The sequence below is a fragment of the Klebsiella quasivariicola genome (assembly GCF_002269255.1).
Classification (GTDB): Bacteria; Pseudomonadota; Gammaproteobacteria; order Enterobacterales; family Enterobacteriaceae; genus Klebsiella; species Klebsiella quasivariicola.
Genome location: NZ_CP022823.1, coordinates 3,439,993 through 3,457,086, shown reverse-complemented (window position 1 = coordinate 3,457,086; position 17,094 = coordinate 3,439,993). Strand labels below are relative to the sequence as shown.

The 17,094-nt window shown below is 55.6% G+C and carries 25 protein-coding genes and 1 tRNA gene; 12 read left to right on the top strand and 14 right to left on the bottom strand.

Features of this window, described 5'->3' with window-relative positions; translation table 11 throughout:
- Positions 1 to 159 precede the first annotated feature (159 nt).
- Positions 160 to 235 (top strand) — tRNA-Thr (locus B8P98_RS17395).
- A 162-nt stretch (positions 236 to 397) separates the two neighbouring features.
- Here B8P98_RS17395 and B8P98_RS17390 read toward each other — a convergent pair.
- The 13 genes from B8P98_RS17390 to B8P98_RS17325 all read right to left on the bottom strand — a co-directional run bounded on the left by B8P98_RS17390 (position 398) and on the right by B8P98_RS17325 (position 8,232).
- Positions 398 to 787, bottom strand: coding sequence for a Mor transcription activator family protein (locus B8P98_RS17390; protein ID WP_001281697.1), 390 nt, complete (start codon positions 785 to 787; stop codon positions 398 to 400).
- Complete coding sequence (locus B8P98_RS17385) at positions 784 to 1,212, bottom strand: gp16 family protein (protein ID WP_000988476.1); 429 nt, start codon at positions 1,210 to 1,212, stop codon at positions 784 to 786. The genes B8P98_RS17390 and B8P98_RS17385 overlap by 4 nt, the downstream gene beginning before the upstream one ends.
- On the bottom strand, positions 1,202 to 1,417 hold the full coding sequence (locus B8P98_RS31690) for a hypothetical protein (protein ID WP_000967768.1): 216 nt from the start codon (positions 1,415 to 1,417) through the stop codon (positions 1,202 to 1,204). The genes B8P98_RS17385 and B8P98_RS31690 overlap by 11 nt, the downstream gene beginning before the upstream one ends.
- Positions 1,414 to 2,103, bottom strand: coding sequence for a DUF2786 domain-containing protein (locus B8P98_RS17375; RefSeq protein ID WP_001135926.1), 690 nt, complete (start codon positions 2,101 to 2,103; stop codon positions 1,414 to 1,416). The genes B8P98_RS31690 and B8P98_RS17375 overlap by 4 nt, the downstream gene beginning before the upstream one ends.
- The gene (locus B8P98_RS17370; protein WP_001569383.1) at positions 2,090 to 2,386 is read right to left on the bottom strand and encodes a nucleoside triphosphate pyrophosphohydrolase family protein; all 297 of its coding nucleotides are present in this window, start codon (positions 2,384 to 2,386) and stop codon (positions 2,090 to 2,092) included. The genes B8P98_RS17375 and B8P98_RS17370 overlap by 14 nt, the downstream gene beginning before the upstream one ends.
- A gap of 283 nt (positions 2,387 to 2,669) precedes the next feature.
- Positions 2,670 to 2,858, bottom strand: coding sequence for a hypothetical protein (locus B8P98_RS17360; RefSeq protein ID WP_001569384.1), 189 nt, complete (start codon positions 2,856 to 2,858; stop codon positions 2,670 to 2,672).
- Positions 2,859 to 2,936: 78 nt separating this feature from the next.
- Complete coding sequence (locus B8P98_RS17355) at positions 2,937 to 3,548, bottom strand: DUF3164 family protein (protein ID WP_000005725.1); 612 nt, start codon at positions 3,546 to 3,548, stop codon at positions 2,937 to 2,939.
- 17 nt (positions 3,549 to 3,565) lie between these two features.
- Positions 3,566 to 3,835, bottom strand: a complete 270-nt coding sequence (locus tag B8P98_RS17350; RefSeq protein ID WP_000835317.1) for a hypothetical protein — start codon at positions 3,833 to 3,835, stop codon at positions 3,566 to 3,568.
- 2 nt (positions 3,836 to 3,837) lie between these two features.
- Complete coding sequence (locus tag B8P98_RS17345) at positions 3,838 to 5,004, bottom strand: ExeA family protein (protein WP_032195642.1); 1,167 nt, start codon at positions 5,002 to 5,004, stop codon at positions 3,838 to 3,840.
- A gap of 10 nt (positions 5,005 to 5,014) precedes the next feature.
- Positions 5,015 to 6,784 (bottom strand): DDE-type integrase/transposase/recombinase, encoded by a 1,770-nt coding sequence (locus tag B8P98_RS17340; RefSeq protein ID WP_011410680.1) that lies wholly within the window; start codon positions 6,782 to 6,784, stop codon positions 5,015 to 5,017.
- Between the two features lie 3 nt (positions 6,785 to 6,787).
- Positions 6,788 to 7,696 carry a DUF3102 domain-containing protein gene (locus tag B8P98_RS17335; protein ID WP_006687266.1) on the bottom strand — a complete coding sequence of 303 codons (909 nt, stop codon included), beginning with the start codon at positions 7,694 to 7,696 and terminating at the stop codon, positions 6,788 to 6,790.
- 9 nt (positions 7,697 to 7,705) lie between these two features.
- A complete protein-coding gene (locus B8P98_RS17330; protein WP_000042842.1) occupies positions 7,706 to 8,011 on the bottom strand; it encodes a helix-turn-helix domain-containing protein in 306 nt (101 codons plus the stop codon).
- The gene (locus tag B8P98_RS17325) at positions 8,008 to 8,232 is read right to left on the bottom strand and encodes a hypothetical protein (protein WP_001041677.1); all 225 of its coding nucleotides are present in this window, start codon (positions 8,230 to 8,232) and stop codon (positions 8,008 to 8,010) included. The genes B8P98_RS17330 and B8P98_RS17325 overlap by 4 nt, the downstream gene beginning before the upstream one ends.
- 88 nt (positions 8,233 to 8,320) lie before the next feature.
- On the opposite strand from B8P98_RS17325, the gene B8P98_RS17320 reads away from it, so the two are divergent.
- Together B8P98_RS17320 and B8P98_RS17315 are read left to right on the top strand one after the other, a co-directional pair.
- Positions 8,321 to 8,731 (top strand): helix-turn-helix domain-containing protein, encoded by a 411-nt coding sequence (locus B8P98_RS17320; RefSeq protein WP_021544473.1) that lies wholly within the window; start codon positions 8,321 to 8,323, stop codon positions 8,729 to 8,731.
- Between the two features lie 41 nt (positions 8,732 to 8,772).
- Positions 8,773 to 9,300, top strand: coding sequence for a hypothetical protein (locus B8P98_RS17315; RefSeq protein ID WP_001228474.1), 528 nt, complete (start codon positions 8,773 to 8,775; stop codon positions 9,298 to 9,300).
- A 47-nt stretch (positions 9,301 to 9,347) separates the two neighbouring features.
- Here the strand turns inward: B8P98_RS17315 and B8P98_RS17310 are convergent, their stop codons facing one another.
- Positions 9,348 to 10,118 carry a DNA adenine methylase gene (locus B8P98_RS17310; RefSeq protein WP_000664222.1) on the bottom strand — a complete coding sequence of 257 codons (771 nt, stop codon included), beginning with the start codon at positions 10,116 to 10,118 and terminating at the stop codon, positions 9,348 to 9,350.
- A gap of 247 nt (positions 10,119 to 10,365) precedes the next feature.
- Here B8P98_RS17310 and B8P98_RS17305 point away from each other — a divergent pair, with 247 nt between their 5' ends.
- From B8P98_RS17305 to B8P98_RS17265, 9 genes are read left to right on the top strand one after another with little or no spacing between them, the layout of a single operon-like run.
- Positions 10,366 to 10,716, top strand: a complete 351-nt coding sequence (locus tag B8P98_RS17305) for a putative holin (protein WP_000793140.1) — start codon at positions 10,366 to 10,368, stop codon at positions 10,714 to 10,716.
- Entirely contained in the window at positions 10,716 to 11,453 is a 738-nt protein-coding gene (locus B8P98_RS17300; RefSeq protein ID WP_006687274.1) for a transglycosylase SLT domain-containing protein, read from the top strand. Before B8P98_RS17305 ends, B8P98_RS17300 begins: the two co-directional genes overlap by 1 nt.
- Positions 11,443 to 12,096, top strand: a complete 654-nt coding sequence (locus B8P98_RS17295) for a lipoprotein (RefSeq protein ID WP_006687276.1) — start codon at positions 11,443 to 11,445, stop codon at positions 12,094 to 12,096. Before B8P98_RS17300 ends, B8P98_RS17295 begins: the two co-directional genes overlap by 11 nt.
- The gene (locus tag B8P98_RS17290; protein ID WP_000175096.1) at positions 12,093 to 12,425 is read left to right on the top strand and encodes a hypothetical protein; all 333 of its coding nucleotides are present in this window, start codon (positions 12,093 to 12,095) and stop codon (positions 12,423 to 12,425) included. Before B8P98_RS17295 ends, B8P98_RS17290 begins: the two co-directional genes overlap by 4 nt.
- Positions 12,418 to 12,729: a hypothetical protein gene (locus B8P98_RS17285; protein ID WP_000227551.1), complete on the top strand. Its 312-nt coding sequence runs from the start codon at positions 12,418 to 12,420 to the stop codon at positions 12,727 to 12,729. Before B8P98_RS17290 ends, B8P98_RS17285 begins: the two co-directional genes overlap by 8 nt.
- Positions 12,729 to 13,274 carry a DUF3486 family protein gene (locus B8P98_RS17280; protein WP_000124057.1) on the top strand — a complete coding sequence of 182 codons (546 nt, stop codon included), beginning with the start codon at positions 12,729 to 12,731 and terminating at the stop codon, positions 13,272 to 13,274. Before B8P98_RS17285 ends, B8P98_RS17280 begins: the two co-directional genes overlap by 1 nt.
- Positions 13,271 to 14,794: a hypothetical protein gene (locus tag B8P98_RS17275; RefSeq protein WP_000080258.1), complete on the top strand. Its 1,524-nt coding sequence runs from the start codon at positions 13,271 to 13,273 to the stop codon at positions 14,792 to 14,794. Before B8P98_RS17280 ends, B8P98_RS17275 begins: the two co-directional genes overlap by 4 nt.
- Positions 14,794 to 16,290 (top strand): DUF935 domain-containing protein, encoded by a 1,497-nt coding sequence (locus tag B8P98_RS17270; RefSeq protein ID WP_006687283.1) that lies wholly within the window; start codon positions 14,794 to 14,796, stop codon positions 16,288 to 16,290. The genes B8P98_RS17275 and B8P98_RS17270 overlap by 1 nt, the downstream gene beginning before the upstream one ends.
- On the top strand, positions 16,271 to 17,092 hold the full coding sequence (locus B8P98_RS17265) for a phage head morphogenesis protein (RefSeq protein ID WP_006687285.1): 822 nt from the start codon (positions 16,271 to 16,273) through the stop codon (positions 17,090 to 17,092). The genes B8P98_RS17270 and B8P98_RS17265 overlap by 20 nt, the downstream gene beginning before the upstream one ends.
- Positions 17,093 to 17,094 lie beyond the last annotated feature (2 nt).

Here is a 17,094-nt window from a genome sequence, read left to right as displayed (position 1 = left end):
GCTCGGGACGTTAAAGCGAACTGAGCAGCATGAAATAAATTAAAGGCCCAAGGCTAACCCCCTTGGGCTTTGTCATTTCTGCACTCCGGTCAGGGCTCTTGGGTAGAGACGTGCTGCACGATACGTTAAAGCCCTCTGCGCAGAGCCCTGAACCAGATTGCTGGTTTAGCTCAGAAGGTAGAGCGCCTGCCTTGTAAGCAGGATGTCGGCGGTTCGATTCCGTCAACCAGCACCAGTGATTAGACTTGAGATAAATGACAGGGGATAAGTGAGATAATTATGGGAAGTACTGGGTCAACATGGGAAGAGACTGGATGGAATATGCAATAACCTTACAGTATGTGAAAATCAGACCGGCCCGAAAAAAACAGAACTCGCACCAGCCTGATTGCAGATATTACTCCTTTTTCCCTGTATCGGCATCAGGTTCGCCATCAAACAGTTTGCCCTGCATCCGATCCAGTTCTTCTTTTCTGACCCGCTTCACCACGCTGTAAACCCACTGTAGTGAAACACCAAATTTGCGGGCCAGTTCGTGATGGTTGCGCCCGTCAAACTCCAGGAAAATTTCCCGGTCGCGCTGGCTGACCTTCCAGACCATGCCCATCGGAAAATAGACGTTTTGCCCACCCCAGACCTGCATCATGCGGTTCGCGACGGCCTGACCAATCTGGTCGGCAACTGCGGGTTCGATATCAATAATCTCGCGGACAGTCTCAGAGGTATGCTGTGCCAGTTCCACCAACAGTTCCGGCCCTTTACTACGAAACTGATTCAGGTCGCTCATTGCTTCACTCCCGCAGCTCTGCGCTGCCACTTCTTCAGTTTCTCAATCACGCTACTTGCCTGCTCATTGCTGAGCCAGCGTAACGCGCTGATGCCGGTTTCCCGTTTAACCCACAGCGCCAGCGCCTGCTCTGAACTGTCACGGACGATGCCTGCGGCAGCCATTTCAAGCCATAGCGCACGGATTTTCTTTGACTGCGGATGGCTGTCGAGCGGTAAGCCGGACTTGGCTTTCCCGGCAGGCTTAATGCGAAAGCCTTTCTTTTTCATTGATTCCAGCACGCGGTTTAGTTGTGGGGTATCCATCCCTTTGGTTGAGGCTTTGCCGGTCAGCCCCTGTAGCATCTGGCGGTAGGTGTCCTCATCCATCTGGAGGTCGCTGCGGGCAATATGAATGAGTTGAATAAGACGCTGCTTAGTCATCATTGCCACTCCTTTTACCTGCGCCACCGATATAGTCGACATATAAAGGAAGCGCGACAGGCCAGCACAGGAACATAACGGCCCAACTGATCCAGTGTCCGGTACCGCTGTAACGTGAGTAAAACCCTGAACGGCGGTGCAGTTCAGCAGTACACCACCCCACGAGACCATACCAGAACAAGGCACATACAATTGATTCAGCCATCATAAGCCACTCCCCAGCTTCCGCTGTTCCTGCCCGCTGACAGGCTGATGTAGACGGACGTTTTCTCCCTCTCTGTAACCGATGTGGCGGGACATGTCCGCGTCACGGGATTTACCGGCTTTGCGGCCAGAGGTTGTTCCTGAATCAGGGTATTTTTGTTCAAGCCAGAGGTTTGCCAGCTCCCGTTCTTCGCGGGACATAGCAAATAAATGAACCTCGCTACGCACGGCCAGAACCCACCCTTCGGCAAATTTGTCACCACGGCTGGTCTTGGTCGTGTTTTTGATTCTTTTATTCTGCTGTCGAATATAGTTTTTACGGGCCATGATTAACTGTCTGGCCAGTACCTCCCATGTATATGAGGCCAGTTCAACCCGGTCTTTATTACCGTAAAAGCCAACGCCGGGTTTAAAGCCGGAGTGAATAATAGACTTAACGCCAAATGCCACCTGGATAATATCCAGCAGACCCAGCATATAACGCGGCGGATTAACGCTACCTGCAGCCCAGTAGTTACTGACGCTTTCATCAATATCACTGAGTGCGAGGTCAGCCTGGGTGATGTTATAGGCCTGCATCAGTTTCTGGGCGCGTTGCAGTGCCAGTGCCGCTTCATGGGGGTTATCGGATTTAGCCAGCGCAAGTAGCTTTTTTAACTTCTCCAGCAGCTTTTCATTATTCTGCGGCATAAGTCACCCCCAGGCGTTCGGCAAGGCGTTCCAGCTTTTTCTGCTTATGAAAATCAATCATCAGGCCCATCCCGTTTAGGCGGAACTGTTCAATCATGATTTCAACGTCAGCCAGTTCGCCTGCCAGATCAACTTCATTGCCCAGTCCGTTCATGTTGCGGGCAGCAGCAGCGGCCAGTTCGGCAGCTTCTTCCATCAGCTTCAGAGCCTGAGCTTCTGGGCCGAAGGTTTTGAGGGCCAGATTGTAGATCGTCGAACGGTTATATAATTTCATGCCTTTCATCTTATCTTCCCCAAATCAATGGCGTGATACGCCGATAACTTTCACGTGGCCGTCCTCAGTAATTTCCAGCTCGTACAGCGGCGGCATTTTTCTCAGGTGGTCACTGGTGGCGTGAAGAACGTAAATAGCCTGATCTAGGCCATTTGTTGCTACGATGGCGTGTGAAGCCATGCTGATTAATTTGATTAATACCTGCCGATATGGTTGGGATTTTCACAACCACATTCACTGATATATTCCGCGACAATTTCACGGGTCCGTTTTTCGGCTTCTTTTGCAGTAATCATTTCTTTGCCTCACAAGGGATGAATTCCATGGCCGGGACTTCGGTGTAGTAATGCTGGCTACAGTGTGGGCATACCAGCGTGATGAGGACGGCTGGTACGCGGTACTTACCGGAGGAAATGACGCTGGCGTCGCTGAACTTCAGGGTGGTGATACCTTTCTGGCAGTTGATACATTTGATGGACATGATTTATTCCTTAATGCTGTTTTCGGCGTGCAGAAGCCCACGGCACTGACGCCGAAATAAAAAGAAATTGAATTAAAATTAAATGGCAGCGATATCTAACGGAATATTAATTAGCTTCCCGTGTTTATCTTTCTCCCGGAAATTAATATAGGTTTTGGACATTGCCACCTGCAGTGATTCCGATATGGCCTCCATTGCCCGGTTCCAGCGCTCGTCCTGAATCTTGACGCGGCGCAGGGAAAGAATACGTCCGGTATTAAGCTGGCCCTCTTTGTCCACCTGAAAAGCATCGCTGATGATGGCCCGCAGGTTGGCGTTCGCGCCTTCCGACCACTCGGTGACGCACTCGTCTATCAGGTCTTTGGCAATCTGCAGCTCTGGCCCGAAGGTCAGGGTTTCCTGCACGCGGATGGTGATCTGCTGAGCACCGTCGAAGCTGCTGAAGGTCACGTTGCCTTTGGCACCGCCACGCGTTCTGCCGTACTTCTCGGCCACAAGGTCAAGCCAGGCATAGCACTCGTCAAAGGCACGACGCTTGAAGTCACTGAGTTCATCGCGTTTAACCTTCGCGGCGACAACCTGTTCTTTAACGAAAGAGTCCATCGCAAGGTCATAGTCAGACACCTGGTCAACCGGCACCAGACGCCCCTTGCGGTCTTTCATGTAGTTTTCTTTATTTACTTCGCTCATCTCTGTTCACCTTATGGTTAATGTAACGACTCTGACCAGGTAATACGGCAGCCATGCAACTCAAAGACGCCCTGACGGAAGCGCCCTGAGCCGTCATGGCCAACATGGGTATAACTCGCTTTGCCCTGCTCCAGCAGGCGGGCACAGTGCCCGTTGCGGGCGATACGGATAACCGGCTTACTGCCAGCAATCATGACGCTCTGCACGGTAGTGTTCATGGCGTTGAGCGCCATAATGGCGGACTGCACCTTGTTCATCTGCTGGTTGATATCGGCGATGGATTTCATGATTAAACTCCTTTGACGACGTCGGCGTTGACCTGCGGAACCCCGATTTCAGCAGCCAGATTCATGGCGGCTATCACCAGGTTACTGACGGCCAGCGGATACAGCAGGCTGACCATGCTTTTACGGCTACCACCCAGATTGCTCAGACGGGCGCGGATGGCTTCCACTGCGCTGGCGTCCATGATGTCGGCCAGCTGCTTACCGGCACGTTGCAGTTTGAACGTCAGAAACTCTTCGAGGCTGTTGTCCAGCGGCAGCAATTCAACCACCTCGCAGCGCTGGACGACCTCACGGACTTCCATGTTGCGTTCGGACAGTTTGTCCGCCAGTTCAGGCTGGCCAATCAGCACGATGGACAGCAGTTTTTTGAAGCCGGACTCCAGTTCGAAGAAGCGTTTAAGGTGCTTCAGCGTCGGAATGGGAAGGCTGTGGGCCTCCTCAATCACCAGAACGTGGCTGAAACCCGCCTGACTGCTGTCCTTCAGGACGCGGTGCAACTGGCGGAAGCGGGCGTCCTGGCTGCGTTTGATACTCTCCAGCGGCGCGATGGTGCTGATGATGGCCTCGGCGATAGCTGCCGCCTTCAGGGTTTTGCCCTTCACGTCGTTGTCTTCCATGGCGATGATGTATGGCTCAATTACAATCACCGGCGCGTTCTCGCGGTTGACGCGTTCAATCAGGTCGCGGCGCAGCGTGGATTTACCCGCACCGGACTCGCCGATAACCGCCAGAAAGCCACCATGGCGGGCGGTCTGGAACAGCGCCTCACGCACGTAGCGGATATCCGGCGTGGTGAACACATCGTCCGCGCCCTGCATGGCTTCATCGGCGAACGGATCACGGAAAAGGCCAAACGCTTTTTTGGTTGCTGGAAATAACACCTGCTTTTTGAGTAACATGTTCTCTTCCTCACTGAGGTTGGTTTTATCGGTAGTACCCGCTGTACGGGGCGTGACAGCGCCCTGTGCAGCATCAAAACTTTTCGCTGTATCAATCCCCTTACTTTCCAGATACAACGCCAGACGCTGGCGTACCTCTTCGGGGCTGGTGCGTGGCCACTCGTTATGGTTCACAATCTGGGCCAGCGTGGCCTCGGAAACGGCGACGGCTCTTGCCACCACCGCCTGCGGGATGCGGGCCTCTTTCAGTTGTTGCTTCAGTACCAGCATGCCTTCCTCCTCAGTTACCGTTAACGATGCTGATAACGCTGTTGCGGGCCGGAGTGGTCAGGGTAACCATCACCTCATCCAGCGCGGCTTCAGGTACGCCATCCGGGTACTGCGCCGTTAACTGGCGGTAATGTTCCGGCGTCCAGATATGGCCGTTAGCGCCAAACTTCTCGCGCAGGGCTTTCGCCGCCTCCACATGGGTCAGCGGACGCTGCTCAATACGCGGCCCGCGCACGTCTGAAGCCTGACCGCGCTTCGGCATATAGGCAGGAAGCGTGGTGTCGTCGATATGTTTGTACGGGTCAAGTCGCCCGCCGAACGGCAGCGCCTTCGCCTTGCGTGCAGCAGCTGCATCGGTGGCGTTATCGGTGCCCGTAACCAGCTCTTCGATTTCTTTTGCCGCCGTCTGCGCCGGGGTCTCCGGCAGGGCTTTGTAGTTTTCGCCAAATACCGCCGCGCTTTCGGCAAAGCCGAACTCGTTCTTTCTGACCTCCTCGACCAGGAAGAACGTCTCGTGACCGTCCTCACCGGTCAGCACCACCTGCGCCACATCGCTGCGCCACGGGTTACGGGTAATCATCAGTTTTTCGCCGACCAGTACGCCCGGTACCGTCGAAACGTCAAACTCATTGCCCCGGAACGAGACGCGCAGTTTTGGTGTGACCTTACGGAGTTCCGGTGCGGCCACCGCCAGTTCGCGGCAAACCTCAACGGATGGCGCTTTTTTCAGCTGGTCAGCAGTAATCTTCAGCCAGATATCCGTGCGGGTTTTACCGTGGCGGCTGTGGACCGCCGTGGCGTTAAAGTGGCTGCGCCATTTCACCGCCAGCGCGTTCAGTTCGTCCAGGCTATGAACCGGCTGGAATTTGAGACCCGGCTCCAGTTTACGTTCGATAATGTCACGGGCCTTTTCCACCTGCCCGGTGGCGCGGGCGTTATGCGGCTTGTGCGCTATCAGATTGATGCCCAGCGAGCGGCACATGTTTTTCGTCATGCCAGCGGTGTTCGCCGAACCGGGATCAAGGTAGAGTATTTTCGGCACGCCGTGCAGCACGTCCGCGCCGCCGCGCTCCTGCATGGCGTTGATAAGCACAGAACAGAGGTTCTCACCAGATTCCGCACCCATCACGTACTCAACGTAAATCCAGCCGCTGGTATGGTCGGTAATCTCGTAACTCCACACGCGGTCACTGGCGATGCGGGCGATGTTGGCAGGCTTGTTCTTGTAGAACTTCGAGCTGTCCATCACCTGCAACCCTTTATGGCCGTTGCTCAGGTAGTAAAGCGTACAAAGTGAGGCATCAATCTCCCAGACGTGATTGGGATGCAGGCTGGCCATCTCGGACGACGGGGCCGGTGCGTCAAGCTGTTCCGGGTGCAGACCATAGTTCCGCAGGGCGCGGCTGATGGTGTCCTCGGACAGCGGGAAAAACTCGCCTGTGGCCTCGTCCGTTCTGCCAGCAGTGATAAAGCCGTTTGACCGCAGGGTCTCCACCGCATCCGCGATGGAATACAGGCGCTTACCGTTCTTACGGGTGGCCTCGCGCAGCGTGGCAGATATCAGCGCGGCTTCGTCGCGGCTCAGGGCACTGCGCCCGGCATCGGCGCGTTTTTTACGTTTGTCAGTCACTGATACCTCCTTCAGCTTGCGCAGCAGGGTGGCGCGGGAAATGCCCAGTTCGGCGCAGGCGGCATCATATATCGCACCACGCTTACCATGCCCCGCGTCACGTGCCGCGCGGGCAACATAAACCAGTCGTTCAGTCAGGGCGGCACTCATGGGTTATGCCTCCTGCCCGTTAATCTCTGGCGTCGGGTCAGTCAGCCATGAAGGGGCGGCGTTGCCTGTCGGCTCGTCCGGCAGGTCAAATGTGGAGCGCAGGCTACGCGCGGTGCTTTCCAACTGGCAGACCAGACCGGCCATAAAGTCTCTGGGGGTATCAATCATATTTTCAGCACAGTATGCGCACAGGGTCTCAAAGGCGCTGGACAGTCGAACGGCGATGGCAGATTCCGCCTCAACCGCTAACGCTGTAACTTCCGCACGCAGCTTCTTCACCTCTTCGTCAGGCTTGGGCGGTTGGATACGGGATTTCTTCTCCAGTTTTGTGGAGAGCGAGTCGATTTTTTCGTTTTTGTCGGCAAGCACGCGCTGTTGTGCTGCGTTGGTTTCACGCGCTTCGCGTAGGGCCGCTTTCAGTTCGCGGCTTGTCATGCGATCAATATCATCGAGGCTCATACCAGCAATCGTGCCGCCATCGGCTAATTCGACGAGGTCTTCGTCATCTTCCGTCATCAACTCAAACAGCTTTGTTTTACCCAAAAGCGCAAGCGCTTGCGCTTTTGGTTCAAGCTTGGGAGACAAATATTTGAGGGATGCTTGCATCATCACCTGCGCGGTACGTTTGGATAGGGACAACTGAGACTCAACGATGTCGATGAAGTCACCATGTGGTTCATTTTCTTTGAGAATTACCAGTCGTTTACCCGCCTCCAGCATGGCTTCAGCACTCTGAGCCATATAAAAACGTGTTTCATGGACAATACGATCACGTTCATACGGCAGGCCATCACCAAACTGCTGCATGATTTCGAGGCGATGTTCGGACATAGCATTAAGACTGACACTGAGACCATCGGTCAGCGGTGCATCTTCCACTAGTTCAACTGGTTGTGATTTTGTGCGTCCCATTTCAACTCCTTAGCGACTACCAGCCATAACACGCTGGTTAATTTCATTGATACGATCCTGCGCCCGCGCCATTTCGGTACTGTGCGCCATGGCGATTTGTAAGAGCTGGACTCCTGGGGCAAAACGCCCGTTATCCAGTTTCAGGGCCAGTCCTTCTTCGATAAGGGTATTGAGCGCCCGATTGATATTCGCCGGGGACTCGCCCAGAGCTGACGCCAGCTCGCCGTTAGAAACACCGTTCAGAGCGTGACCGCGTAAAGCCTTAAGGACACGCAAAATACGGGTACCTGAGCTTGATGTATTTGGTTTACTCATGACGCCTCCTTGAGGATGCCGGGGGTAACTTCTTTGCCTATTGCGACCGAAAGGTCTCGCAAAATCCGATAAGTCAAACGACCGCGTGGAAGTTCGCTTTTGCCTGCCCAGCGGCTGACAGCCTGGGTGACTGTTCGTGGCTCATAGCCCGCGTTAAGCGCGAACTGGCGCAAGCTACTGCCTCTTTCAACCAGCCGTGCCCGAACTTGTTGTTTGTTCATATGCACCGTGTTCCTGTTGGGTTATGATGTACTCTATTGGGTCTATTGTACGCACCCAAACGGGTATGTCAAATTGAGATATGTTCAAATGAGTATAAAAGAGAGATTGCGCGAAGCGATGGATGCTAAGGGTCTGACAATTAAGGCATTGTCAGACTTGTCAAAAATTCCATATCGCTCACTTCAAAACTATCTGCGTGGAGAGAGAGAACCTAATGCAGAGGCTCTTGTTGCGCTAAGCACCCATTTGAACATATCAATAGATTGGCTACTTACTGGTAAAGGGGAAGCTGTTGGGGTAGAGAAAGCACAGCCAGCTAATCAGGAGCAGCATTTCAACCAGTCTGATCTGAAGTTATTGGAGCTGCTCAACCAACTGGAGCCAGAGGTGCGAAAAGAGTTGCTGCGAGGCGCTGAGGAAAAACAGCGAATGATTGATATGGAAAAACAGCTTAAGGAGCTGTCCGCAGCGTTCGAAAGATTAAAAAATACGGGTTAATCTGTTCCTATTAAGAACATTAGAGGTATAAGGACATGACTATGCGCAAATTATTTTTACCGTTGATATTTGTTTTATCTGGGTGTGGAGATAATACCGATCCTGCTGATACGTCCACCACAGCTAAGGAGCACGCGGTTTTTAGCGTTGAAACAGATAATCCGGTTGTAAATCGCGAATTACCGTTTATTCGCCAACAACTCCCCGGCCTGGATAAGTACGCGGACAGTTTTGAAAAAGTCGAAGTATCCGAGGATAGCGAACGCCCGGTGACAACGGTGCAGTTTCATATTAAAGACGAAAATAATATTCCAAGTGACTACATAGCCTCTGGTCATAATTGTTATTTGTTCATATCAAATAATGCCCACGAAGTGAAAATATCTAAATCAGCATGTCAGGCTGTTTTTTTCGATAAAACGGATGTTCCTGGTGGAGACCTGACCGTGAAACTTGATAAGGAAAAAGTTCCTATGACAGATGATGGTAAGACCCCGCGAGCAGGTTGTTTGAAAGCTTATTCACCAGAGCCAGATAATGATTATTGGACTTGTCCAAGGCAGGATTAAATGTTTAGGTGGTGCTGCAGATGCACCACCACCTTTAACTACCTCTTTCAAAAATTACAAATTACCAGCTCTTTCTTCGGGCTGGGTTTGCCTGTTACCTTAAGGTTGTAGCTGATATCAACCGACTGCATGTTCAGACCGTTGAATACCTGCCGCATTTCCGGGATATCGTTCACTGATATAATCATCTTCCCTTTGATCCTTCGCGCTAAATCTGCCATGTGATCATAGTTTTCCAGCCCGAACTCCACACCATAGCCTTCCGTTCCCCAGTACGGTGGGTCACAGTAGAACAGCGTATGCGGGCGATCATATCGCTCTATGCACTGGTGCCAGTCCAGATGCTCTATCAGCGTTCTCGACAGGCGCAGGTGTGCCATCGACAGTTCTTCCTCAATACGCAGCAAATTGAAGCGCGGCGCACTGGTTGTAGAGGTACCGAATGTGTGATCGGCGACCTTGCCGCCAAATGCCTGTTTCTGCAGGTAGTAGAACCGGGCCGCCCGCTGAATGTCGGTGAGCGTTTCTTCCGGCGTATCCTGCAACCATTTGTAAATCTGACGGCTGACCAGCGCCCATTTGAACTGGCGAATAAATTCTTCCAGATGATGCTTGACCACCCGATAGAGGTTCACCAGTTCCCCGTTGATATCGTTAATGACTTCGGTCTTGCTGGGAGTCTTTAGGAAATAGAGCGCAGCTGCCCCGCAGAACGGCTCCACATAGCAGGTATGGGCCGGAAACAATGGTAAAATATGCTTCGCCAGACGACGTTTACCGCCAATCCATGGGACGATGGGTAAAGATTGTTCTTTCATTATCCGTAAGCCTTTTGCAATCAATGAAAATATGGCAGGCTAGTCTGGTCTCGCGAGACTGACTGAACCCTGGTCGGCTCACAGTGCATACCTGTGGGTTGATGACCAGCCTGGTGTTACCGCACCGGGCTGGTCGTTCTTTCAAAGCCATCATGCGGTTCACGTCTGCATCCTCACTATTAACGCTGTTTAAAATCCCTTTCCCCGACCATTTGTGATGCTGTCTCCACTACACAAGGAGACGCTCATGAAAAACCTGAAAAAATTCATTCCCCCTGTTAAAAAGCCACGTCTCAGCGGCTGGCTGCTGACCGCTGTGCTGCTGCTCGGCACCATCGGTCTGGTATCGCCCCAGCAGCTGCCGGTGGTTGTCTACAAGCTATCACTCATCACGCTGGCGGCAGTATTGGGCTACTGGCTTGACCGTTCGCTTTTCCCCAAAGCCCGTCCCGGTCAGTACCTGAAGCATGATGACAGGCTGATGGCTGATGGTCGCTTCCCTGTCCAGACTGGCCTTCACCTGGTCTTTTCTGCTGCGCTAATCCGCCGTGCGCTGATTGTTGCTGCAGTCTGTCTGGCCGTAGCGATGGGGCTTTAATGATGACCCTCTATATGTACTGGCCTCAGGTTGTCTGGGCCGTGCTGGTACTGCTGGGGCTGGGCATCGAACTGGCCCGCCACGGGCAGGCCCGAACGGGTAAGCACAGTTTCTGGTGGCAGCTCTTTGGTTCAGTAACGGTAGCCTGGCTGCTCTGGTGTGGCGGCTTCTTCAGTCAGGCCCGCGCTGCCCAGCCACCGCAGACCGCGCTGCAGTATCGCGACGATGTGATCCGTAATGCCCGGCTTGAATGGGGAATGTCTGCGCCGGTGGCCGACTTCGCCGCGCAGCTGCATCAGGAAAGCGGCTGGCGACCTGATGCGGTCTCGCCGGTTGGCGCTCAGGGACTGGCGCAGTTTATGCCCACCACCGCTGACTGGATAAGTCAGCTGATGCCGGGGCTTAACAGCCGTGAACCGTTTAATCCGTCTTGGGCCATCCGGGCGCTGGTCAGCTATGACCGCTGGCTGTGGCAACGCGTCAGCGCCGTCAATGACTGCGAGCGTATGGCCATGACGCTGTCAGGCTATAACGGTGGTCTGGGCTGGGTACAGCGGGACAAACGGCTGGCCTCGCAGCAGGGGCTGGACAGCACCCGCTGGTTTGGTCATGTCGCCACGGTGAATGCCGGACGCAGCACTGCCAACTGGCGGGAGAACCGTCATTATCCGCAGCGCATCCTGCACGAACTGGCCCCGCGTTATCTCACCTGGGGAGGCGGCAGCTGTGTGGACTAACCTGCTAAAAAATCTGCCGTGGCGCAGTCTGCTGCTGGCGGTGGTCATAAATGCTTTTCTGATTGGGCTTTATTACCTGGGCTACAAAAGCGGGCATGAAAACGCCACGCGCGACGGCGATAAGGCGGTCAGTGAGTTGCAGTCAGCATTCGACACGTACAAAACGGAGCAGGCAACGCTTGAGAACGCTGCGTTGCGGGCTTGGGCGAAACGGTATCAGGAACAGGTAGCCGCCGGGCAGCAGGCTGAAGCCAGTTACCTTGAGCAGATTGCTCAACTGGAGAGCCAGAACAAACAACTACAGGGGCAAATTAACGATGTCACACAGCGCTGGATTGATGAAAAAGGTAAGAGCCATCCCATTGAGTGCGTGTTTACTCGCGGTTTCGTGCGCCAGTACAACGCCGCGCTCGGATATGACAACGCATCCGTCGACACCGGTCATTCAGACGCAACTGCCGCCGCTGGCACCGGCACTGGCGCAGCGTCCGGGCAACCTGAAGCCGCTGACGCCTGGCTACGCAACTCAGGCGTCTCCCAGCGTGATGTCCTCGCCAACATCATCGACAACGCGAAGCAGTGCCGCATCTGGCGCAGCCAGATAAACGGGCTGCTGGACGAACGGGAAGGATTACAGAAATGACGTTGCAGGTTGAATTCTGGACGGTGGTGGGCTTTCTCATCACCTTCATGAGCTTTGTCGGCGGTATGGCCAAGTGGCTGTTCAGTAAAGCGGAGGAGCGCCAGGCGGCGCGGTTCGCCTCTCTTGAGCAGTCGCTGCAACAGTCCGCTTCCAACTGGGGCGAGCTGGAAAAAGAATTTATGCGGTTTAAGGCGGATTTACCGCTGAACTACGTCCGCCGCGAGGATTACATCCGTGGGCAGACGGTCATCGAGGCCAAGCTGGACGCACTCTACAACAAACTGGAAGTGGTACAGCAGTATCGTCATACAGGAGGTCACCATGGTTGATATCGCCCGCGTGCGCCGGGAATCCCTGCGCTGGAGTCTGCTGGTTGCTCTGAACAAAACCCGCCCGTACACCGCCAGCGAGACGCTGCTGCTGGACGTGTCCCGCGCCATCTACCCGGACACCACTCCGCTGGAGCTGCGCCGTGAGCTGGATTATCTGTCCGACCGCAAGATGGTTGATCTGGAGAAAAAACCCTCCGGCGACTGGTTTGCCGACCTGACCCGCCTCGGCGTTGACCTGGTGGAATATACCGTGGAATGCGGCCCCGGTATCGCCCGCCCGGAAAAGTACTGGAGTGAATGATGGCCAGACGCAGCACGATAGAAAAGCTGCCGGAAGACGTGCGTCGCTGGCTTGAGCGGGCGCTGACTGAATCCGGCTTCAGCGGGTATAACGAGCTGGAGTCCCTGCTGCGTGAGCAGGGTTATGTCATCAGCAAATCGGCTATCCATCGCTATGGCCAGAAGATTGAGCGCCGCTATGGCGCTATCCGTGCAGCCACTGAAGCGGCCCGGATGCTGACCGAAGGTGCGGCTGACGATCAGGATGCACGTTCGGAGGCGGTGATCGCCCTGATTCAGACCGAGCTGTTCGAGAGCATCGTCCAGCTGCAGGAAGCGGAAGAAGGCGAAGTCGACCCCAAAGAGCGCGTGGCGCTGTTGTCGAAGGTGGCAAAGAACGTGGCCACGCTGTCCCGCGCTTCCGTCAACCTCAAGAAGTTCCAGTCTGAAGTCCGGGCCAGAGCGCAGCAGGCGGCCAGCAACGCCGAGAAAATTGCCCGTAAGGGTGGACTGTCAACCGATGCGGTACAGGCGCTGCGTCGTGAAATTCTGGGGATTGCCTCATGAGCCAGCTTGCTCCTGTTTTGCCTGACACCTCGGCGCTGGATATCCCCGCCGTTCTGATGCCCTACCAGCAGCGCTGGGTGGCTGACACGTCTCCGCTCAAGGTGATTGAGAAGAGCCGCCGAACCGGTATCACCTGGGCTGAGGCGTCCGATGACGTGCTGACCGCAGCCTCTTCAGCCCCTGCGGGTGGGATGAACGTGTATTACATCGCCTATAACCAGGACATGACCGTCGAATATATCCAGGCGTGTGCGATGTGGGCGCGGGCATTCAACTATGCCGCCAGTGAAATCGAAGAGGGTTTCTGGGAAGAGGACGAAGACGACAAGCATATCAAGACCTACACCATCAAATTCCCTGACTCCGGCTTCCGCGTTGTCGCGCTCTCCAGCCGTCCGTCTAACCTGCGTGGCCGTCAGGGCATCATCGTTATCGACGAAGCGGCGTTCCATGAGCAACTGGACGAACTGCTGAAGGCGGCGCTGGCGATGCTTATCTGGGGCGGTAAAGTGCGCGTTATCTCCACCCATGACGGTGACGATAACCCGTTCAATACGCTTATCGGTGATATCCGGGCCGGGCGTCAGGGGGGCAGCGTACATCGCATTACTTTTCAGGAGGCTGTGTCCCAAGGGCTGTTCCACCGCGTCTGCCTGCGTACCGGGAAAGAATGGTCGGAAGCATCCGAGCAGGCGTGGATGGCATCGGTGTACAAATTCTACGGTGCCGGTGCATCGGAGGAGCTTGACTGTGTTCCGGCCAACGGTGGCGGAGCCTGGCTGTCCCGCGCCCTGATTGAGTCCCGTATGTCGGCTGGCACGCCGGTGTTGCGTCTGACCTGCCCGGAGGGTTACGAGCTGAAGCCCGATGATGTCCGCTGGAGCGAGACGCAGGAGTGGCTTGATACACATCTGAAACCGTTGCTGGAGGCGCTCCCCGCTGACGCACGTTCTTTCCTGGGTCGCGACTTTGGCCGCAGCGGTGACCTGTCGGTGGACTATCCCCTGCTGCAGGAGAAGAACCTGGTTCGCCGCGTGCCGTTCGTGCTGGAGCTGCGCAACGTGCCGTTCAAACAGCAGGAGCAAATCGCCTGGTACCTGATGGATGGCCTGCCAAACCTGATGGGCGCGGCGCTTGATGCCCGTGGTAACGGCTCTTACCTCGCCGAATACGCCATGCAGCGCTACGGCTCCAGCCGGGTTAAGCAGGTGATGCCAACTGAAAACTGGTATCGCGAGCATATGCCGCCGGTCAAGGCTGCGCTGGAAGATGGCAACCTGGTGGATTTACCGAAGGATGAAGATACGCTGGATGACCTGCGGGCCGTTCAGGTGGTAAACGGCGTTCCCCGCGTGCCGGAACAGCGCTCAAAAGCGAAGTCTGACAGTGGCAAGCGTCACGGGGATTCAGCCATCGCACTGGCGCTGGCGTACTTCGCCAGTCGTGAAATTAACAAAGGGCCGGTGAAGGCAAGCTCACGCCGTCGTCGTCAGGCGGCCCGTATGCTGGAGGATTACTGATGGCCCGTGGACTCTGGGTTTCACCCAGTGAGTTCGTCAAATTTGCCGAACCTAATAAAACACTGACGGAGCAGATCGCCTCGCGCAGCCGTTCCATCGACTTCTTCGGGCTGGGGATGTACCTGCCTAACCCTGACCCCATTCTGAAATCTCAGGGCCGGGATATCCGCATCTATCGCGAGCTGCGTACCGACCCGCTGGTCGGTGGCTGCATCCGCAGGCGTAAGGCGGCGGTCAAATCGCTGGAGCGCGGTCTTGAACGTGGTCATGCCCCGGCGCGGGTATTCAGCTTCATCCGGGATATGCTCGACGATCTGGATCTGTCCCGCATCATCGGCGAGATGACCGACGCCGTTCTCTACGGGTATCAGCCCTGTGAGATCATGTGGGGACGCTCTGTTAAATCCTGGGCCATTGCCGATATCGTAGGTAAACCCCCTGAGTGGTTCCAGTTCGACAACGACAACCTGCTGCGCTTTCGCGCCAAGGACGCCGGGCTGGAAGGCGAGCCGGTACCGCTGAACAAGTTTGTGGTACCGCGTCAGGACGCGACCTACGATAACCCGTATGGCTTCCCTGACCTGTCGATGTGCTTCTGGCCCGTGACCTTCAAAAAAGGCGGCATGAAGTTCTGGGTGCGCTTTGCCGAGAAATATGGCTCACCGTGGGTTATCGGCAAGCATCCGCGCGGTACCGCTCAGGGTGAGATTGACCTGCTGCTGGATTCCATGGAGGCAATGGTGGAAGACGCGGTGGCCGCTATCCCCGACGATTCCTCCATTGAAATTAAGGAGGCCGCAGGCAAGGCCGACAGCAGCGATATTTATCAGAACCTGATAACGCTTGCCCGCAGTGAAATCTCCATCGCCCTGCTGGGGCAGAACCAGACCACCGAGGCCAACAGTAACCGCGCCTCCGCGCAGGCCGGACTGGAGGTTACTGATGATATCCGTGACGCTGACGCTGATATCGTGGAAAGCGCGGTGAATCAGGCCATCAGGATGGCGGTATCAATGAACTTTGGCGACGTGGCCAGCCCCGTCTGGAAGATGTGGGAACAGGGAACGGTCGACGATACCCAGGCAACCCGCGACGAGAAACTCAGCCGCGCCGGTGTGGTCTTCACCCCGCAATACTTCAAGCGTGAGTACCAGCTGCAGGACGGTGATATTGACGAGACACCACCGTCAGAACGCCAGAAGAACATGCTGCCGCTGTCATTTGCCGAAGCTATTGATGCCGATATTCAGGCACAGCAGGCCCTGGACGACGCGCTGGATATTCTGATGAACGGAGGCGCGTTAAATGGCACGCTGGAACCCGTACTGGCTCCTTTGTTTAAGCGGGTTGAAGATGGCGTCAATCCGTCTGAGCTGCTGGGCGAACTGGCCGAGCTGTACCCGCAGATGAACGCTGAAGACCTGCAGGAACGGCTGGCACGGATTATGTTTGTTGCAACTGTCTGGGGGCGTCTGCATGAGCGTGACAACGGCTGAACTGGCGTACTGCATGACGTTGCCCCCCAAACGGGCTATCAGTTACCTGAAGTCCAAAGGGTATAGCTTCACGTGGGACTGGGAGGAGATGTGGCAGGATGCCCATGCCCGCGCCTTTACCGTCGCCAAAGTGACCCGCCTTGATATCCTGGAAGATATTCGCGGGGCACTGCAGCAGGCTGTCGATGAAGGAAAAACAGGCCGCTGGTTCCGGCAGGAGCTGGAGCCGGAGCTGCAGCGCAAGGGATGGTGGGGGTCACGTGACACCACCGACCCGGTAACGGGCGAGCCGGTCACCATCCAGCAGGGCAGCCCATGGCGTCTCGACACCATCTTTCGCACAAATATGTCCGTACTCTACAGCGCCGGTCGCTGGGCTGAGCAGATGGAGAACGTCGACGACAGGCCGTACTGGATGTATACCGGCATCAACGACAGCCATACCCGCAAGAGCCATCTGGCGCTGCATGGTCTGGTGCTGCGCTATGATGACCCGTTCTGGCAGGCGTTCTATCCGCCGAACGGCTGGCGCTGCCGTTGTGGCGTGATTGCCCTGAGCGCGGCGGATGTGCGTGCCCGTGGCCTGAAGGTGTCAGGTTCTGGCGCAGCTCTGGGATGGGAGCTGAAGCTGGTCTCAGAGAAAACCGGCGAGATGCAGAACGTCGCCACCTTCAATACCGGCACCACGAAGGTGGCTACCGACGTCGGCTGGTCTTATGCGCCGGGGGCAGCATACCGTCCCGACCTTGCCCGCTATCAGGGGACGCTTCAACCGCTGGCACAGCAGGAACTGAGAGGATAACG

What these genes read in the sequence shown, in the direction of transcription:
- B8P98_RS17280 (WP_000124057.1), top strand. Translation starts at nt 12,729, where the DNA reads ATGGCCAGACGCAGCACGATAGAAAAGCTGCCGGAAGACGTGCGTCGC.
- B8P98_RS17350 (WP_000835317.1), bottom strand. Translation starts at nt 3,835, where the DNA reads ATGAAATCCATCGCCGATATCAACCAGCAGATGAACAAGGTGCAGTCC.
- B8P98_RS17310 (WP_000664222.1), bottom strand. Translation starts at nt 10,118, where the DNA reads ATGAAAGAACAATCTTTACCCATCGTCCCATGGATTGGCGGTAAACGT.
- B8P98_RS17320 (WP_021544473.1), top strand. Translation starts at nt 8,321, where the DNA reads ATGAGTATAAAAGAGAGATTGCGCGAAGCGATGGATGCTAAGGGTCTG.
- B8P98_RS17325 (WP_001041677.1), bottom strand. Translation starts at nt 8,232, where the DNA reads ATGAACAAACAACAAGTTCGGGCACGGCTGGTTGAAAGAGGCAGTAGC.
- B8P98_RS17360 (WP_001569384.1), bottom strand. Translation starts at nt 2,858, where the DNA reads ATGTCCATCAAATGTATCAACTGCCAGAAAGGTATCACCACCCTGAAG.
- B8P98_RS17275 (WP_000080258.1), top strand. Translation starts at nt 13,271, where the DNA reads ATGAGCCAGCTTGCTCCTGTTTTGCCTGACACCTCGGCGCTGGATATC.
- B8P98_RS17375 (WP_001135926.1), bottom strand. Translation starts at nt 2,103, where the DNA reads ATGCCGCAGAATAATGAAAAGCTGCTGGAGAAGTTAAAAAAGCTACTT.
- B8P98_RS17290 (WP_000175096.1), top strand. Translation starts at nt 12,093, where the DNA reads ATGACGTTGCAGGTTGAATTCTGGACGGTGGTGGGCTTTCTCATCACC.
- B8P98_RS31690 (WP_000967768.1), bottom strand. Translation starts at nt 1,417, where the DNA reads ATGATGGCTGAATCAATTGTATGTGCCTTGTTCTGGTATGGTCTCGTG.
- B8P98_RS17315 (WP_001228474.1), top strand. Translation starts at nt 8,773, where the DNA reads ATGCGCAAATTATTTTTACCGTTGATATTTGTTTTATCTGGGTGTGGA.
- B8P98_RS17270 (WP_006687283.1), top strand. Translation starts at nt 14,794, where the DNA reads ATGGCCCGTGGACTCTGGGTTTCACCCAGTGAGTTCGTCAAATTTGCC.
- B8P98_RS17355 (WP_000005725.1), bottom strand. Translation starts at nt 3,548, where the DNA reads ATGAGCGAAGTAAATAAAGAAAACTACATGAAAGACCGCAAGGGGCGT.
- B8P98_RS17300 (WP_006687274.1), top strand. Translation starts at nt 10,716, where the DNA reads ATGATGACCCTCTATATGTACTGGCCTCAGGTTGTCTGGGCCGTGCTG.
- B8P98_RS17345 (WP_032195642.1), bottom strand. Translation starts at nt 5,004, where the DNA reads ATGCTGGTACTGAAGCAACAACTGAAAGAGGCCCGCATCCCGCAGGCG.
- B8P98_RS17335 (WP_006687266.1), bottom strand. Translation starts at nt 7,696, where the DNA reads ATGGGACGCACAAAATCACAACCAGTTGAACTAGTGGAAGATGCACCG.
- B8P98_RS17305 (WP_000793140.1), top strand. Translation starts at nt 10,366, where the DNA reads ATGAAAAACCTGAAAAAATTCATTCCCCCTGTTAAAAAGCCACGTCTC.
- B8P98_RS17385 (WP_000988476.1), bottom strand. Translation starts at nt 1,212, where the DNA reads ATGATGACTAAGCAGCGTCTTATTCAACTCATTCATATTGCCCGCAGC.
- B8P98_RS17370 (WP_001569383.1), bottom strand. Translation starts at nt 2,386, where the DNA reads ATGAAAGGCATGAAATTATATAACCGTTCGACGATCTACAATCTGGCC.
- B8P98_RS17340 (WP_011410680.1), bottom strand. Translation starts at nt 6,784, where the DNA reads ATGAGTGCCGCCCTGACTGAACGACTGGTTTATGTTGCCCGCGCGGCA.
- B8P98_RS17390 (WP_001281697.1), bottom strand. Translation starts at nt 787, where the DNA reads ATGAGCGACCTGAATCAGTTTCGTAGTAAAGGGCCGGAACTGTTGGTG.
- B8P98_RS17330 (WP_000042842.1), bottom strand. Translation starts at nt 8,011, where the DNA reads ATGAGTAAACCAAATACATCAAGCTCAGGTACCCGTATTTTGCGTGTC.
- B8P98_RS17285 (WP_000227551.1), top strand. Translation starts at nt 12,418, where the DNA reads ATGGTTGATATCGCCCGCGTGCGCCGGGAATCCCTGCGCTGGAGTCTG.
- B8P98_RS17265 (WP_006687285.1), top strand. Translation starts at nt 16,271, where the DNA reads ATGAGCGTGACAACGGCTGAACTGGCGTACTGCATGACGTTGCCCCCC.